Origin of the sequence: Chryseobacterium sp., assembly GCF_022712095.1 — a bacterium.
Taxonomy (GTDB): Bacteria; Bacteroidota; Bacteroidia; order Flavobacteriales; family Weeksellaceae; genus Chryseobacterium.
In genome coordinates this window covers 1-16743 of record NZ_JALAHD010000316.1, presented here as the reverse complement: position 1 = coordinate 16743, position 16743 = coordinate 1, and the positions used below count along the sequence as shown (strand labels likewise).

18 protein-coding genes are annotated in these 16743 nt (G+C 38.1%); 3 read left to right on the top strand and 15 right to left on the bottom strand.

Annotated features, from left to right (window positions below):
• Positions 1-266: 266 nt before the first annotated feature.
• Positions 267-1652: a tRNA uridine-5-carboxymethylaminomethyl(34) synthesis GTPase MnmE gene (gene mnmE, locus Q0A18_RS15900; RefSeq protein WP_292011147.1), complete on the bottom strand. Its 1386-nt coding sequence runs from the start codon at positions 1650-1652 to the stop codon at positions 267-269.
• 283 nt (positions 1653-1935) lie between these two features.
• Positions 1936-3705, bottom strand: a complete 1770-nt coding sequence (locus Q0A18_RS15895) for an aminopeptidase P family protein (protein WP_292011146.1) — start codon at positions 3703-3705, stop codon at positions 1936-1938.
• 173 nt (positions 3706-3878) lie between these two features.
• Between Q0A18_RS15895 and Q0A18_RS15890 the strand changes: the two genes are divergently transcribed.
• From Q0A18_RS15890 to Q0A18_RS15880, 3 genes are read left to right on the top strand one after another with little or no spacing between them, the layout of a single operon-like run.
• Complete coding sequence (locus Q0A18_RS15890) at positions 3879-4316, top strand: DUF6526 family protein (protein WP_292011145.1); 438 nt, start codon at positions 3879-3881, stop codon at positions 4314-4316.
• 25 nt (positions 4317-4341) lie between these two features.
• The gene (locus tag Q0A18_RS15885) at positions 4342-4509 is read left to right on the top strand and encodes a phosphatidate cytidylyltransferase (protein ID WP_292011144.1); all 168 of its coding nucleotides are present in this window, start codon (positions 4342-4344) and stop codon (positions 4507-4509) included.
• Between the two features lie 13 nt (positions 4510-4522).
• A complete protein-coding gene (locus Q0A18_RS15880; RefSeq protein ID WP_292011143.1) occupies positions 4523-5626 on the top strand; it encodes a DNA topoisomerase IB in 1104 nt (367 codons plus the stop codon).
• Between the two features lie 8 nt (positions 5627-5634).
• Here Q0A18_RS15880 and Q0A18_RS15875 read toward each other — a convergent pair whose 3' ends face one another.
• The 13 genes from Q0A18_RS15875 to Q0A18_RS15815 form a co-directional block, all read right to left on the bottom strand.
• Positions 5635-6531, bottom strand: a complete 897-nt coding sequence (locus Q0A18_RS15875; protein ID WP_292011142.1) for a helix-turn-helix domain-containing protein — start codon at positions 6529-6531, stop codon at positions 5635-5637.
• Between the two features lie 51 nt (positions 6532-6582).
• Positions 6583-8829 carry a TonB-dependent receptor plug domain-containing protein gene (locus Q0A18_RS15870; protein ID WP_292011141.1) on the bottom strand — a complete coding sequence of 749 codons (2247 nt, stop codon included), beginning with the start codon at positions 8827-8829 and terminating at the stop codon, positions 6583-6585.
• Between the two features lie 3 nt (positions 8830-8832).
• A complete protein-coding gene (locus Q0A18_RS15865) occupies positions 8833-9729 on the bottom strand; it encodes an urea transporter (RefSeq protein ID WP_292011140.1) in 897 nt (298 codons plus the stop codon).
• A gap of 15 nt (positions 9730-9744) precedes the next feature.
• Positions 9745-10446: a hypothetical protein gene (locus Q0A18_RS15860; RefSeq protein ID WP_292011139.1), complete on the bottom strand. Its 702-nt coding sequence runs from the start codon at positions 10444-10446 to the stop codon at positions 9745-9747.
• Positions 10447-10457: 11 nt separating this feature from the next.
• Positions 10458-11243, bottom strand: coding sequence for an urease accessory protein UreD (locus Q0A18_RS15855; RefSeq protein ID WP_292011138.1), 786 nt, complete (start codon positions 11241-11243; stop codon positions 10458-10460).
• On the bottom strand, positions 11244-11882 hold the full coding sequence (gene ureG / locus Q0A18_RS15850) for an urease accessory protein UreG (RefSeq protein WP_292011137.1): 639 nt from the start codon (positions 11880-11882) through the stop codon (positions 11244-11246).
• A gap of 34 nt (positions 11883-11916) precedes the next feature.
• A complete protein-coding gene (locus tag Q0A18_RS15845) occupies positions 11917-12600 on the bottom strand; it encodes an urease accessory protein UreF (protein WP_292011136.1) in 684 nt (227 codons plus the stop codon).
• A 4-nt stretch (positions 12601-12604) separates the two neighbouring features.
• A complete protein-coding gene (ureE, locus tag Q0A18_RS15840) occupies positions 12605-13117 on the bottom strand; it encodes an urease accessory protein UreE (RefSeq protein WP_292011135.1) in 513 nt (170 codons plus the stop codon).
• Positions 13114-13770: a hypothetical protein gene (locus tag Q0A18_RS15835; RefSeq protein WP_292011134.1), complete on the bottom strand. Its 657-nt coding sequence runs from the start codon at positions 13768-13770 to the stop codon at positions 13114-13116. Before Q0A18_RS15835 ends, ureE begins: the two co-directional genes overlap by 4 nt.
• Positions 13771-13823: 53 nt before the next feature.
• Complete coding sequence (ureC, locus tag Q0A18_RS15830) at positions 13824-15545, bottom strand: urease subunit alpha (RefSeq protein WP_292011133.1); 1722 nt, start codon at positions 15543-15545, stop codon at positions 13824-13826.
• A gap of 1 nt (position 15546) precedes the next feature.
• Positions 15547-15915 carry an urease subunit beta gene (gene ureB / locus Q0A18_RS15825; protein ID WP_292011132.1) on the bottom strand — a complete coding sequence of 123 codons (369 nt, stop codon included), beginning with the start codon at positions 15913-15915 and terminating at the stop codon, positions 15547-15549.
• A gap of 11 nt (positions 15916-15926) precedes the next feature.
• Positions 15927-16229, bottom strand: coding sequence for an urease subunit gamma (gene ureA, locus Q0A18_RS15820; protein WP_292011131.1), 303 nt, complete (start codon positions 16227-16229; stop codon positions 15927-15929).
• A 147-nt stretch (positions 16230-16376) separates the two neighbouring features.
• On the bottom strand, positions 16377-16743 hold a 367-nt coding region (locus tag Q0A18_RS15815; protein ID WP_292011130.1), incomplete at its 5' end, for a hypothetical protein.

Genomic DNA, 16743 nt, shown 5'->3' with positions numbered 1-16743 from the left:
GATGAATTCTTTTCCCAGAAGAATCAGTCGTTGAGCCTTTATAATATTCAATATAAAGACTAAGCATTCCATTTTTAAGTATCTTTTGTTTTAGAGTAATTTTCATTAGGCAATATTAAAGATGTACATTTGTACAACTTTTCAATTATAAGGTGTACAAAAGATGTAACAAAAGTAATAACAAACTCTTACAAAGGAAAATAAAATTCACATAAATAATTGAAAATCAAATAAAAGAACACAAAGGAAAGTAAAGGAAAACAAATTTATTTACCGATACAAAACTTAGAAAAAATATTACCCAGCACCTCATCATTAGTCACTTCACCCGAAATTTCTCCAAGATGTTCCAGAGCATTTCTAAGTTCATATGCCAACAATTCCGTGGAAATCTGGAAAGAAATAGCTTCTTTTACCTTGTTTACGGCATCGAGGGACTTCTGTAATGCTTCAAAATGGCGCTGATTGGTAATCACTACATTATTTTCTTCAGATTGTAGCTGCTCTACATAAGAAGACAATTCATTTTTAAGATCCTGAATATTTTGATTTTCTATCGCGGAAATGGTAATAAAATCAAATTCATGAGAGATTTCTTTTCTGAACAGATTCTCGACAGATTCGTATTTTGTAGGAATAACCTCATCAATTTTAGTAGCACATATAATCAGTTTTAAATCTGGTCTTAATAAAGATTTAATCATTTCAACATCCTCTGAAAAATTTTCTGTACCTGCATCTGCAAGATAAACCAGAATATTGGCATTTTCAACCTTCTCTTTCGCTTTTTTAACTCCGATGGCTTCAATCTCATCCACAGTCTCACGAAGTCCTGCTGTATCTATTAACCGAAATGCATGCCCTTTGATATGAAGAATTTCTTCGATGGTATCTCTGGTCGTTCCTGCGATATTACTTACAATAGCTCTTTCTTCCTTTAATAAGGCGTTCAATAAAGTAGATTTTCCCGCATTAGGCTTGCCGATAATGGCAACCGCGGTTCCGTTTTTAATCGCATTTCCATACTGGAAGCTTTCGATAAGAGAATTAAGTTTTGATTCTATCTTGTTTAATAACTGGCTTAAAGCACTTCTATCAGCAAATTCCACATCTTCTTCTGCAAAATCCAGTTCCAGTTCGATCAGGGAAACAAAATTCAGCAAGTCGGTTCTTAACAGTGATATTTCATTAGTGATTCCCCCTTTAAGCTGGTTAATAGCTACTTTTCGGGAAGCTTCATTTTCGGAGGCAATAACATCAGCAATCGCTTCCGCCTGGGAAAGATCAATTCTTCCATTGATAAAAGCACGAAGCGTAAACTCTCCTGCTTTCGCCATTCTCGCACCGTTTTTAATTAGTGTCTCCAGAATACGTTTACCGATGTGCGGAGAACCGTGAAAAGCTATTTCCACCGAATTTTCAGTAGTAAAACTTTTCGGAGCCAGAAAAATGGAAAGCATTACCTCATCGATTGCTTCTTCCCCATCCATAAAATATCCATAATGGATGGTATGGGATTTCTGCTTTTCCAGTTTTTTTGCAGGAAAAGATTTCTGAACAATAGATAAAGCATCATTTCCCGAAACACGGATGATTCCTAAAGCTCCTACTCCATTGGCAGTAGCCAGTGCACAGATAGTATCGTTATTCATACTGCAAAGTTACGTCTTTTCAGTTATTTTCAAGGATGAGGAATTATACAGATTATCTATGATCAGAGTATAACGATCTTAAAAAAGTAAAATCACCCCGGGGCAAGAGATGATTTTACGACATACTAAGTATATATGAAGATATGAATGATGTTTTATTCTGAACAATACAAAAATACCTTCAATTACTCTTACAGCCTTCAGGGAAAGCCCTAAAATAATATCCGTAAAAACACGGATTGCATATATAAAAAATCCCCGCAGAAAATCTGCAGGGATTAATTTATAGAGGACTTACCAATTCTAAGAACCATTGCTTAACATCGCCCTCCAGATAAGGCGACAGCTTTTCTTCACAGGTTTTATGATATTGGTTTAACCATTCAATTTCCTTTTCAGAAAGAATATCTTTTATAATAATATCTTTAAAGAATGGGCAGAACGTTAATGTTTCAAATTCATAGAACGTTCCTGATGAAGTTTTTTCCGCTTCTTTCACCACGATAAGGTTTTCATGACGGATTCCGTACTCATCTACCACATAATAACCGGGTTCATTGGAACAAACCATTCCCAAAAGAAGTTCCTGAGGATTCATATCTTTTCTGATATTCTGAGGACCTTCATGCACATTCATAAAGCTTCCCACTCCGTGTCCTGTTCCGTGATTATAGTCTTTTCCTTCCATCCATAAAGGCAATCTGGCAAGTGCGTCCAGCTGAACCCCTTTTGTTCCTTTTGGAAATTTAGCCATAGACAGACGGATCATTCCCTGTAAAACCAAAGTGGAATTTTTCTTGAATTCTTCTGAAACAGCTCCTAATGCCAGTGTTCTGGTAATATCCGTTGTCCCTTCAAGATACTGGCCTCCGGAATCCACCAGAATACTTCCCTCATTCGTTACCTCTTTGCTTCCCTCACTTTTAGCGGAATAGTGGATTACGGCACCATTTCCCTTATATCCGATAATACTCCCAAAACTTTCTCCCACAAAGTTTTCTCCTTGAGCACGAAATTCTCTTAATGCCTCTCCTATGGAATATTCATTCATTGCTTCTTTTCCTGCCCTGTGGGTTAACCAATACAGGAATCTTACCATCGCCACTCCATCTCTTACCATCACTTTTCGGAAACCCTCCAACTCAGCTTCATTCTTCTGAGCCTTCATTAAATTCCCGGGAACCGCTCCTTTTACAAGCTGATTATTACCTTTTAAAGCTTCAATAATGGATTGATTGGTATTGGGTGAGACCAGAACTTTTTCATTCTTAAAAGAAGATAAGTAGGTGAAAAATTCTTCATACGGCATCATTTTTACAAAAGCATCATCCAGCTGTTTTCTGGCTTCTACCTCAAGCTTTTCAAGGTCGGTGAAGAGTACCGCATCATTCTTGGTGATAACGATATATCCTAAAAACACAGGATTACTTTCTACATCACTTCCACGAAGGTTCAGTGTCCAGGCTACATCATCAAGACTTGAAATAATATGTACGGAAACTTCCTGGTCTTCCATCTTTTGACGGATATCCGAAAGCTTATCCGTTACTGATTTTCCGGCTCTTTCCAAGGGATGTACGAAAATCGGATTTTTCGACGGTGTACCTCTTTCTTTCCAGATTTCCTTTAATAACGGAAGATCGGCAAGCTGTATATTTTTTGAATTCAATTTTTGAGAAAGTGATTCCCAATTGGCATGGGAAGTAGCTAATCCGTTTACTGCTACTTTTCCTTCTGATGGAATTTCTGAAATAATCCAGTCAATATAATTGGGAGTTCCTTCAATTCCTTCTTTAAATAAATCGATTCCTGAACCGGCCAATTCTGCTGTCGCCTGGGTAAAATACCTCCCGTCTGTCCATAAACCTGCTTTATCTTTAGTCACCACTACGAAACCTGCAGAACCTAAAAACCCGGATAACCAAGCTCGTTCCTGCCATTCTTCAGGTAAATATTCACTCATATGGGGATCTGCAGAATATACGATAAATGCATCAACATTATTGATCTGCATTTCTTTACGAAGTGCAGCTATTTTTTCCTTTGAAGTCATTCTTAAATTTTTAAAACTGAAAGTTACAAAAAATTTGATTTTTAAATTCAAACCTCATTTAAAATAAATTTATTTTAAAGTTTACCCTAAAATAAACTATTATTAAAATAAAAAACTCATTACTTTCATCAAAAATATAATGATTTGGAAAGATTCTTGCTATCATATATTCTATGAAACCGCAGGATTATAAAAATCACAGGAAATATTATGTTCCTCATCACTTTATTTATCTTCCATTATTACTCATTTTGGAAGCAGTCGGGCTGTATCAAGTAGGGAATGATTCAGAGAACCGGCTTAGCTGGATTCTTTTTTCTGTTATTATTTTTCTGATCTTCTATTTAGCCATAATGCTGAGGCAGCATTATGCACTGGGACTTCAGGATCGTCTACTAAGACTGGAATTCAAACAGAGATATTTTGAAATCTTTAGCCAAAGATCGGATGATGTAGAGGAAAAACTGAAATTCGATCAGATAGCAGCGCTGCGCTTCACCTATGATGAGGAGTTTAAAGAACTTCTGTATAAAGCACTCCATGAAAACATTTCAGGAGACCAGATCAAAAGATCCATTCAGAAGTGGAGACCGGATCATCACAGAGTATAATAACCAACACCTAAATATATAATTTATGAAAAAAATAAGCGTATTCAGTATTGCTCTAATCAGTTTACTTTTTCTGACCAGCTGTGAAGCTATAGAAACAATATTTAAAGCAGGGATGTGGTGGGGGATCATTTTAGTTATCGCCGTAATAGTGATTATCCTGTTACTATTTTCGAGGGGTAAAAACTCATAACCACTTTATATATATGAACTCTACAGACTGGGAAATCATTTCTCACCTCAAACCTTCTAAGATCGTTAAGATCATGAATGATCCGGAAGCATCTGCCAAGGCTGTACATCTTATATATACTTCCGACGCAGATTCTACCGGAATCATTAGAAAAAAGAGAGGCAAAAAATATATTTATTTTAAAGACGGAGAAAAAATTACAGATAAGGAAGAAATCACAAGAATCAATAAACTGGTCATTCCTCCAGCATGGGAAAATGTCTGGATCTGTATTCTTGAAAACGGACATCTCCAGGCCACCGGTTTTGATGCTAAAAAGAGAAAACAATACCGTTATCATCCTTTATGGAGTGCCCTGAGAAATCATACCAAGTTTTACAGAATGCTTCAGTTCGGATATGCACTGCCTGATATGCGACTTCAGGTAGAGAAGGATCTGGCTCTAAGGAATTTTGAAAAAAGAAAAATCCTTGCCCTCGTTGTAAGCCTTATGCAGCACACTAATATCCGTGTGGGAAACAATGTTTATGAAAAGTTATATGGATCTTTCGGGCTTACCACTTTAAAGGATAAACATGTAAAAATACAGGGACAAAAAATACAATTCTCTTTTAAAGGTAAAAAGGGCATTATGCATCATATCGATCTTAAAAGTAAAAAACTGGCAAGACTGGTTCAGAAATGTAAAGATATTCCCGGAAAAGAACTCTTCCAGTATTATGATGATGAAGGAAATCGTCATTCCATTGATTCGGGAATGGTAAATGAGTACATCAAAGAAATAAGCGGCGAAGATTTTACTGCTAAAGATTTCAGGACATGGTCCGGAACAGTAAGTGCCCTGATTGCTTTCAAAGAAATAGGATATGCAGAAAATAATGCAGAATACAGAAAGAAAGTAAAAGAAGCTCTGGAGATTGTAGCTTCACATCTGGGAAATACCAGCAATGTATGCAAAAAGTATTATGTACATCCTTTGGTTATTAATCTTTACGAAAATAATACAATAAAAAAATATCTGGATGAGCTCGAAGATATTGAAGTAAATGATGGAAAAGCCGGACTTGCACAGGAAGAAAAATTAGTATTGAAAATCCTGGAAAACGAAAAAATATAAAACCCAGCTTACCTATATACCATTTTACCTCTATCCCTTAAAAACTTTATCCTGTATTCTTTAGGAGTAATTCCCGTAATTTTCTTGAAAAGCTGTGTAAAATGGGAAGCCGTATGAAAGTTAAGCTCATAGGCTATTTCTGCAATATCTTTACTTGAGTGTAAAAGTGCTTTACCATAATTGACATCCATTTCATTAATCCATTGCTTCGGAGATTTCTGAGTTACATTTTTCACACATTTATTAAGATAATTCTCAGTCACCGATAGTTTATCCGCATAAAATGCCACCCGTTTTTCCCCTACATGATATTTAAATAACAAATCCCGGAACTGAAGAGATAATTCCATAGGACGTGTTGCCGATTTGTGATGACTGTTCAAATCCATGGTCAGCATTTTCACCAGTATAAGATGAAGCATCGTAATAACCACATCATTGACGTTAAGGGTATTAAGCCATAATTCCTGTTCCATGATCGGAAGAAGCTGTTTAATCGTATTATAGGTCAGGCTGTCTAATTTCAGAAAAGGAGTCATAAAAAAGATACTGGTTTTATGCCTGGGAAGCTCCTGCTCAGATAAAATACTGTTCTCATAAGCGAGAAAAAAACCTTCTATATCATCTGATAAGTCCAGTGTAGCCGTTATGGTACCCTGCTTAATGAGAATCACCCCTCCTTTTTCAGCGCAGTATTCTTTGTTTTCCAAATACTGTTTAATATGCCCATTAGTTACAAAAATAAGAAAATTAAAGGTCGTCCGATAGGGAATCACAGGCATAAGAATCCCTTTGAGGTAATTCTCAAGTCTGTAAAGCTGTATATCAGCATTATTAGCCAAGATTTTCTCAGTAATATTTGGGAGAAAAAGCTTTTTATATTGAAAATTGGATAATACTTCCATGATAAATTGTTATTGCAAATTTAATGAATCGAGTTAGTTGTACATTGTATCTCAGAACTTATAATACACTCCTACTTTCACTCCGAAAGGAATCCCCGGAGTATAAGTGAGATCTGTCCCAGGCACTGTTTCATTCTGTAGCTGGGTCTCCGTAGCAAATTGTGCTTCGTTCCATTTTACATCGAAAAGGTTATTCACCTGTATATTAGCTCCCCATTTCGCACGGTTATAAGAAAGAACAAGATCATTTACAAAATAAGATTTCGTCCTGATACTGTTATCCTCCACTGCAGGACGGGAACCGAGATAACGGTATTGAAGACCAAGAGAAAATCCATTAAGAAAATCCCAGTTGACAGATCCTGTACTCGTAACTACCGGGGCAAGCGGAACATAATCTTCACCTTTTGCTTCTCCGGTAAATCTTGCATGAGAATAATTAAGATCTGCATTCAAGTAAATATTTTCCAATGGCTGAAAACGGATACCGAGATCGGCACCATATCGCTGAGACTTCCCTGAAGGCTCTACTACTGCATCATCACCCACATATACAAATTCCTGCTGTAAAAACATATACCAAAGTGTCGGTGTAATAATCAGAGATTTAAAGGGGTGAAGCCTTACTCCCAAGTCGCCGCCCACAGAATAAGGCAATGTTTTGGAGTTTTTCTCCTGTACAACCACCCGTATGTCATTGGAATGAAATCCCATCCCGGTTTTCAGAAACCACATCATTTTATCATTAGCAGCATAGGAAAAATTCAGTTTCGGGCTTAGTCTTGTAGCTTCTGATGATGGGCCGGATGGAGCTTCAACATTTAAAAGATCATGCAGATTAAATATAAAATGATCGATTCTCAATCCGGGATTAATCGTCCATTTTCCGGTTTTCCAAATCAATCCGGAATAAGCATGAAGATTCGTTTCCACACCGGTCACATCCGAAAGTCTGTCCAAAAGTAGATCTCTCCGGTACACATGATTCAGCTGTAAAGTTCCTATATCATCATTTCTGAATCCCAATCCTGAAATCCAGTCTAACGTTCCGTTAGACAGGGAGAAGTTCTTGGTATATTTAAATTCGGCTCCATAAATATCTCTTCCGTCCGTCTGCTGAATTTCATCTCCATGATCTTTATCTTTAAGATAAAAAGTAAAGTCGGAGTACAGGTTAAAATTATAATGGGAATACCAGACCATGGCATCCAGATGTTCAGACGAAGAAATAATATGTTTATAATTCATCTGAAGGTTGGTGCGTGATGTACTTCCGCCTTCTGTAGGGTCAATACTTCCCCATCGGTCAATAATCCCTTCGTTAACAGCCCGCTCGGGAATCTGTCCTGATGCATTCCAGGAGGAATTGAAAGTGGAAAACTGGATATTAAAATAATCATTATCAGTCAGCCATTGATTGTATTTTCCAAAAATATTGACTCTGTTAAAATTCTGTTTGACATCAAAAGGGCCATCGGTATAATTATATTCTGTAGCTACATAAGCATTTTTACGGCCGACAGGATCATTAATAATATTAAACATCCCCAATATCCTTTTACTGTTAAAAGACCCGCCTTCCAGCTTCACCATACTATTTTTCAAACGGTCATAGGTCTGAAAATCAACATATCCTGCCGTATCAAAATCACCCCGATCCATATAATAAGCTCCTTTTCCAAAATCAATATTATTAACGGTTTCAGGAATGATAAAATGCAGATCTGAATATCCTTGTCCGTGGGCATGAGAAACAATATTAACAGGCATCCCATCTACATTGACGCTGACATCAGTTCCATGATCGGCATCAAAACCCCGCAGAAAAAGCTGCTCTGCCTTCCCACCTCCGGCATGCTGTGCAATAAATAACCCCGGTACTTTACGTAATAAATCCTGTGCCGAATTAACCGGAAATTTATTGAGATCCACTTTGGTAATTGCTGACAGAAACGAACTGTGATTAATAGCCACTTCTGAAATCTGAAAAGGTTTATGCTGTAGAAAAACAGTCCTGCTTTTCTTATCACCACTGCTAACCACCCATTTCATCTGATCATATCCGTCATGGCTGATTACCAAAGTATCAGGAAAAGATGAACTCTTCAACTGAAAGGAGCCATCAGCTCCGGAATGGGTATGATCCGTACCATTATTATATAAAATCAAAGCATCACTGATTGGAAATTTATCATCTGCGTCCTTAATAAATAATTGCTTTTCCTTTATCTCTTGTGCCTGCATAATTCCATGTGTACACAACACAAGAAAAGCAACTACTAATTTATTTTTCTTCATTGTTTACTTCTTATTTTTAGTGGTTCCCGGGAAAAGTTTTTGAATAAACAATGTAGCCCAGGTTCCTGCTACAAAAGGAAAAGTAAGAACTCCTCCCACTTCACTCAATATATTATTATCGATCAGAAAATCATCAATACCTACCGTAATAAGCACTGCTATTAATACCCACAATCCGTCAGTTTTTTTGAAACCAGAAAAGACAATGGCGGAAAGCACTGCATTAAATCCAAATAACCCCATATGGATCTGTTCCATCGGCTCTCCGTTCATATGAGAGAGATAAGCACCCAATATTGACCCGGCAAATCCGTACAATGCTGCAGCAGGTGAACTAATGAAAACGGCAATAAAAAAGATAGCTCCGGATAATACTCCTCCCTGAAAAATTACTTCTCCAAAACCATTGATAGAAGTCAGAAAATCATCATAGTCCACATAATCTGCATGAGAACTTATCATTTCAGAAGGCGGGATCAGTGTAAAATGATGCAGTATAAACACACTGATCCATGTAATAATGATGAATGGAAAAGTAAATGCGGGAATCTTTTTCCGTATAAAAAAATGCTGAATAATACTTGCCAATGCTCCTCCCACAATGATCAGAATCCATATTAAAAGAGTGGTCTGAAATACGAAGGCTAACGCGACACCTACAAGTGCAGCACTGAAGCCATAAAGTCCGGCATTGACCTCTGCTTTATCATATTTAAGCTTCATGGCAGTAAAAGTTCCGGCCGCTGTAGACAAAAGTACAGCAATACCGCACTGCCAGCTTCCCATAAAAATTCCGATCAGGAACAGAAGCCCCGTCCATCTGTTTTCCTGCAGCATGATCTGTCCTATTCCTTTTAATATATTGTCAACAAAAGGTATTTGTTTAAAAAAATTATTCATAATATTTACTTTATTTTACCATCCCAAAAAGACCATTCCTACTCCGCATACCGTTACCACCGCTCCACTTATAACTCCTATATATCTTTCCAATTTATCATTACTGAAAAGACTTGAATAGCCGTATCTTCCCAATAAAACCATTCCCAACATTGTAGCAACCGTCGTTAAAGTAAAAGGAATAACAAGAGCCAGAATTTCAGATACTGATCTGTTTAATCCTGAATAAAAAAGAAGAGGAGTAAGCGGTTCACTCGGGCCCATTACAAAGATCATAAACAGAACAAAGGGAGTCACTTTAATACGGCTTTGTGGCATAACCACCTCAGTGTGATTGTGTTCATATACGTAAACATCTTCTCCCATTACATCAAAATGTTTATGTGGCTTATTCCTTAAAGCCTGAACAAGACCATAGATCAGATAAAAGATTCCGAAAATCAGCAGTGCCCATCCCGAAATATTACCCCTGAGATTCTGAAACCAGGAAAACTTGTTAAGCTGCCATCCGAGAAAAACACCAGCTGCCCCGATCACCAGTGAACTTAGAACATGCCCGAATCCACAGGCAATGGTTAGAAAAACAGTTTTACTCCGGCTCCATCGTTTTGATTTTGACAGCACAATGAAGGGAAGGTAATGATCCGGACCTGAAGCGGTATGGATAAAACTTATAGAAACGGCACTTACGATTAATGCCCAGATTGTAGTATTCATTATTGATTATTTTATTCAAGCTCCCAAAGGATATCCTGTATCTTCAGGAAAAAATTATACATTACTTCACCGCCATAGCCCAGTGCCCTAACAACAAAACCTTTTTCTTCCATTTCTGAAATTCCGATTTCCATTTCCTCCTGATAAGATTCCATTAGAGTGAATATGATTTCAATGAGAACCGGTATATCCTGATCTTTTGTAGTAAAAAATATGAGTGTCCCCTGATGGGTAAACTGCTCAAGATTTCCTATACTGCTAATAGGAATAAGATCAGGCTGAATCAGGATATTATCTTTTATAACCAGTTTATCTTCATGAAAAATTTCCGTAAGGTTCTGAAAACGCCTTAATTTAAAAAGCTCCCCGTAATGCTTCCTCCCACAGGTAATAATCTCACTCATGATCACCTGGCTGTTCTTTCCTATCCGAATTTTAGCTTTGGTTTTAAAACTGGAATTTTCATGCGGAACAACCGGATGTGGAACATAGGCAAATGAGGTATGATCCTGTAAGGAAATATTCAACTGCTGAACTGCTTCTCCTTCCATATTAAAAAGCCTTTGATAGGATTGTGACTGTAATTGTAAAGCAGCACCTTCTTCCAGATCAATATCCAGCTGATAATGATCTCCATCTAAAATACCCGGAGAAGAACTCATGACCATCTGGTACAATTTATTGTCACTTTTTCGCTGCCCTACGGAAACCACACGGAAAGGAAGAGATACGAATAAATCTTTCACATAGGAGCTTCCTTCTTTATATCCTGCTGTGATATGTAAGCGGCTATCCATTTATCTTACAAGATTAGGTTCTTCACATTCTTCCAGCAGGGCATATTTTTTAATCCATCCGATTACTTTATCCAGTCCTTCTTCTGTTTTAAGATTGGTAAATACAAAAGGATTTCCATTTCTCATTCTTCGGGCATCTCTTTCCATAACTTCAAGACTGGCTCCTACGTGAGGGGCTAAATCTATTTTATTAATAATCAACAGATCTGACCTAGTAATGCCGGGACCTCCTTTTCTCGGAATTTTTTCCCCTTCTGCTACATCAATGATGAAAATCGTAACATCTGCTAAATCAGGACTGAAAGTAGCAGAAAGGTTATCTCCTCCACTTTCGATCAGCACCAATTCTATATCGGGGAAACGTTCTGCCAGCTCGTCTACCGCTTCAAGATTCATACTGGCATCTTCACGAATGGCTGTGTGAGGACATCCCCCTGTTTCCACACCGATGATTCTGTCATGGGGAAGCAGGCTGTTTTTAGCCATAAATTCTGCATCTTCTTTGGTATAAATATCATTGGTAATTACACCCAGGTCATATTTCCCGTATAATTTTCTGCTTAAACGTTCCAATAAAGCAGTTTTTCCTGAACCTACAGGTCCTGCCACTCCTATTTTGATATATTTTCTGTTTTCCATTTTTAAAGATTTTAAATTGATTTTTTTATGATAATTAAGACATATACAAGCGTGAGTACAGCCTTTCATGCTGCATACAGCGGATATCGAAGGATGTATTGCAAAGTCCTACATATTCTCTTTCCAGATGGATTGTTTCTAAAGCCGTACGTTCGATCACCGGATATAAATTAAACAACACATCCTGACCATCCAGCTGTCCCAGCGGCACCAGCTTTACAGCATTGGTAATCATTCCTGACGCAGAAGTATAATAAAACCCAAAGAGTGCTTCATATAAAGGAATTTCCAGCAGGCAGGCATATATTCCGAACACAATACTGTAGTGTGAGCTGGCTTCTCTTCTTTTAACTGAGGCTTCATACGAATCCATAAAAGATAAATGCCGATATCTTTTGAAAATTTTAATAAGGCGTAATCCCAGCTTTTGGCTTGCCTGACGGATTTCCCTGGGACATTTTAAGGCATTACACTCCTGATCAAGATCCAGTATAGTCTGTAAATTTTCGACTTGTGCAGCTTCGTATGCCAGTTTCACAAAAGAACCGTCATTATATTTAAGATTAAATGTCAGCATATTCTTTACAAATTCTCTGGCTGTTTCCACATTATGAACAATCCTTTTTTGAACATAGGTCTCGAGACCGTTGGAATGGGTATATCCTCCAATGGGTAAGGTTGGATCCGCCAGGTGTAATAAACTGGCTAAAAAATTCATTGTATTATTCATCTTTAGGAGCTGCCATTTTTAAAATTTTATTGAATATCGTAGAGCCCAGACTTCCGTGTCCATGAGGTTCAACATTGGATTTCAGTAGATTCAGCAGTTTTACAGATTTTGCCTCCGGAGCATATCCGCTCGCTTCAAGCCATCTGTACATTGGCATTTCAAAAGGCAGTAAGACCTGATTCTCCTGAATAAAAAGCGGAATATGTTTATTCCCGATCTCATAACAAACTGTTCCCATTTCCAACAGAGATTTCGGACTGATCACTATTGCTTCGGTTTCCAGAATATTTACAACAACAAGCTGATCTCCGACTTCCAAAAGAATATCTCCTTCCCTCAGGCGCTGCCCTTCCCTTAAAAATTTAATGGCAATATCAAGCCCGCCTCTTGTTTTTTTACGCTGAATTCTTTTGGTGGTTTCAAACCATTCCAAATCCAGGTAGTCTATTACTTTTTCTTTTACATTTCTTTTTGAAATGTTTCCTATTGTTTCGTGAATAATCATGGCTGCGATTTTTTTCTGAAGTCAAAGTTTTTAGAAATTCCCACTCCCAAGGTTGAACCGCTCAAACCTGCTACATAATTTTTAGTCCATCCTTCATTTTTCACTTTAGTCTGTAACATGGAAAGCTCGGCAAATTTGAATTTCAAAGCCCAGCCTCCTCCAAGAAATATGGCAAATATGGGGTAAGCACGTAAACGGAATCCATTAAAATTCTCCATAGAGCCTGAGACTTCAGACTCCTTTTGTCCCCAGACATAATGGGCATCTACCTGCCCTATCAGCGCAAAATATTTTCCCAATGATACAGAAGGGCTATACCACACTCCTGTTTCGTTTTGCTTATAAACGGTATGTCCATCTGAAACATCCTGAGCGTAGGCATAATTCACTCCTATTACATCATTATTATTGATAAAGTAACCGATCCCGAGGGGTACACCTGCTACAGCATCTGTTCCTACAGAGCTGCTTGTATGGTAAGGCGTATTGGTTTTTGAATAATCAAATGAGCCATATATCATCCACTGTCCTTTGGGTCCCGGCTCATCAGCTTTTATTCTCAAGCCTCCTAAAAACTGGGCTTTCAGTGAAGTTGAGCACAGACCTACCCCGGCTACCATAGCCATACAGGCAGCTTTTTTAAAATATTTCATGTTTGTATTGTTTTATGAAAAGACTCCGGCTCTCACCGGAGCCTGAATTCTCATTAGAATAAATAGTAGAGTTGAGTTAACGGAAGTTTTTCTGCCGGTTCACATGTAATATGTTCACCATCTACTGTCACTTTATAGTTTTCGGGGTTCACTTCTATTACAGGAGTTTTATTGTTATGGATAAGATCTGCTTTGGAAATATTTCTGCAGTTCTTCACCGGAAGAATCATTTTTTCCAGCTTGTATTCAGCTATCGTTCCATTGTCAATAGACACTTGAGAAACAAAAGTAGCACAGGTTCCATACTTGGCACGACCATGAGCTCCGAACATATTTCTGTAAATAACAGGCTGAGGAGTCGGAATAGAAGCATTCGGGTCACCCATTTTACTGGCGATAACGAATCCTCCTTTTACGATCATTTCCGGTTTTACTCCAAATAATGCAGGTTTCCAGATCACAAGATCTGCCATTTTCCCTTTTTCTACAGAACCTATATAATGAGAAATCCCATGAGCAATAGCAGGATTAATCGTATATTTAGCTACATAACGTTTTACTCTGAAGTTATCATTCTCAGTATTTTCATCTTCCTGCAGCTGTCCTCGCTGATCTTTCATTTTACTGGCCGTCTGCCATGTTCTGGTAATCACTTCTCCCGGCCTTCCCATCGCCTGTGAATCGGAACTCATAATACTGAATACTCCTATATCATGTAAAATATCTTCTGCAGCTATGGTTTCCGGACGAATTCTGGAATCTGCAAAGGCCACATCTTCAGGAATATCTTTGCTTAGGTGATGACATACCATCAACATATCCAAATGCTCGTCAATGGTATTAACCGTATAGGGACGTGTAGGGTTGGTGGAAGCAGGCAGCACATTAGGATACATTGCCGCTTTAATGATATCCGGTGCATGTCCTCCTCCTGCTCCTTCGGTATGGAAGGTATGAATAACTCTACCGTTGATCGCTCTCATCGTATCTTCAAGAAAACCTCCTTCATTCAGAGTATCGGTATGGATAGCCACCTGAACGTCATATTTATCTGCTACTTTTAAAGCTGCATCTATTACTGCCGGAGTCGCTCCCCAGTCTTCATGTATTTTTACTCCTAAAGCTCCGGCTTCCACCTGCTCTTCAATAGGTCCTTCAGCAGAACAGTTTCCTTTTCCGAAGAATCCTAAATTCATCGGATATTCTTCTGCAGCTTCCAACATTTTCTGCATATTGAATTTCCCGGGTGTACATGTGGTGGCATTGGTTCCGTCATTAGGACCTGTTCCACCTCCTATCATTGTCGTTATTCCACTGTATAAAGAGGTTTCAATCTGCTGCGGACATATATAATGAATATGGGTATCGATTCCTCCGGCTGTTATAATATATCCTTTTCCACCATGTACTTCCGTAGAAGCCCCGATAATCATACCGGATGTTACTCCATCCATCGTTTCAGGGTTTCCGGCTTTACCGATGCCAATGATCTTTCCATCCTTAATACCGATATCCGCCTTTACAATTCCCCAGTGATCAATGATTGTAGCGCCGGTAATACAAAGATCAAGTACTCCTTCATCTCTTTTTGCAGTTACATTCTGCCCCATTCCGTCACGAACGGTTTTTCCTCCTCCAAACACTGCTTCATCCCCATAATGGGTAAAGTCTTTTTCTATTTCAATGATCAGCTCGGTATCTCCTAATCTGATTCTGTCCCCTGTGGTAGGGCCTAATATATTAGCGTATTGTTTTCTGTCTACTGGTAAGCTCATATTACAGATTTTTAAAATTTAATTGGTTCGCTTTCGTAAGACTTGCTTCTTTCTGAGCTTCTGAATCTACCGATCCGTCAACAAGATTATTAAAGCCCATTGCTTTTTTACTTCCTCCTATTTCAACAAGTTCCACTTCTTTTTCTTCTCCCGGTTCAAAACGTACCGCAGTACTGGCTACAATATTCAATCGTTTACCGAATGCTTTTTCACGCTCAAAGCTCATTGCCTTATTAACTTCAAAAAAATGAAAATGGGAACCTACCTGAATGGGACGGTCACCTGTATTGATAACTTTTAAGGTTACGGTATTTCTGCCTTCATTGCAGCTAATAGTCCCTTCTTTTACAAAAATTTCTCCTGGTATCATAGTGTATAAGGTTAACGTATTGGATTGTGTACGGTTACCAGCTTGGTTCCATCAGGAAATGTAGCCTCGATCTGCACATCATGAATCATATCCGCCACTCCGGGCATTACATCATCTTTAGTAAGAATCTGAGCACCTTCCTGCATAAGTTCAGCTACTTTTTTACCATCTCTTGCGCCTTCCAGTAAGAAATGACTGATGAGTGCCACAGCTTCGGGATAATTTAATTTCAGACCACGGGCCTTTCTTTTCAGAGCCAGCTCACCTGCCATATAAAGCATGAGCTTCTCTGTTTCTCTTGGGGTTAAATGCATATGTGTTAAATTTTAATTGGACATGCGTTATCTTGTCTGCCTTCAGAAAAAGGCAAATTCAGCATCGAAAAAAATGAAAATCCGGACACAGAACTCCTTATCCGTAAATACTACGGATGTCTAGCATCTTGTCGGACTGGAAAATAATTAAAGGTTAGAAATCTGTAACGAATGATACAGAATATACTTAGGAACCTTATTATAAGGCTGATGATGAACAACTACAGGCAGAAAAGAAAAATAATGGACTGTAAAAAAGTAAGAGATCCATTGTTCCACAACAGCCCCCGCATCAAATTTCACTTTATCGAGATCATCAAGCGTCAGCTCATCCGGACTGTCTGATAAAACATCAAATCCGATTGGAAAGTGATGATCTGCTTTTTGAAATAACTGATCTTGTAAATGTAAAGAAGAAGTATGAGCCCCTATTTCCTTATGGGCTTGAGATCCTACACATACAACTGTAAAAAACAGTAAAATAGGAAACCAAATAAATAATTTTTTCATACTC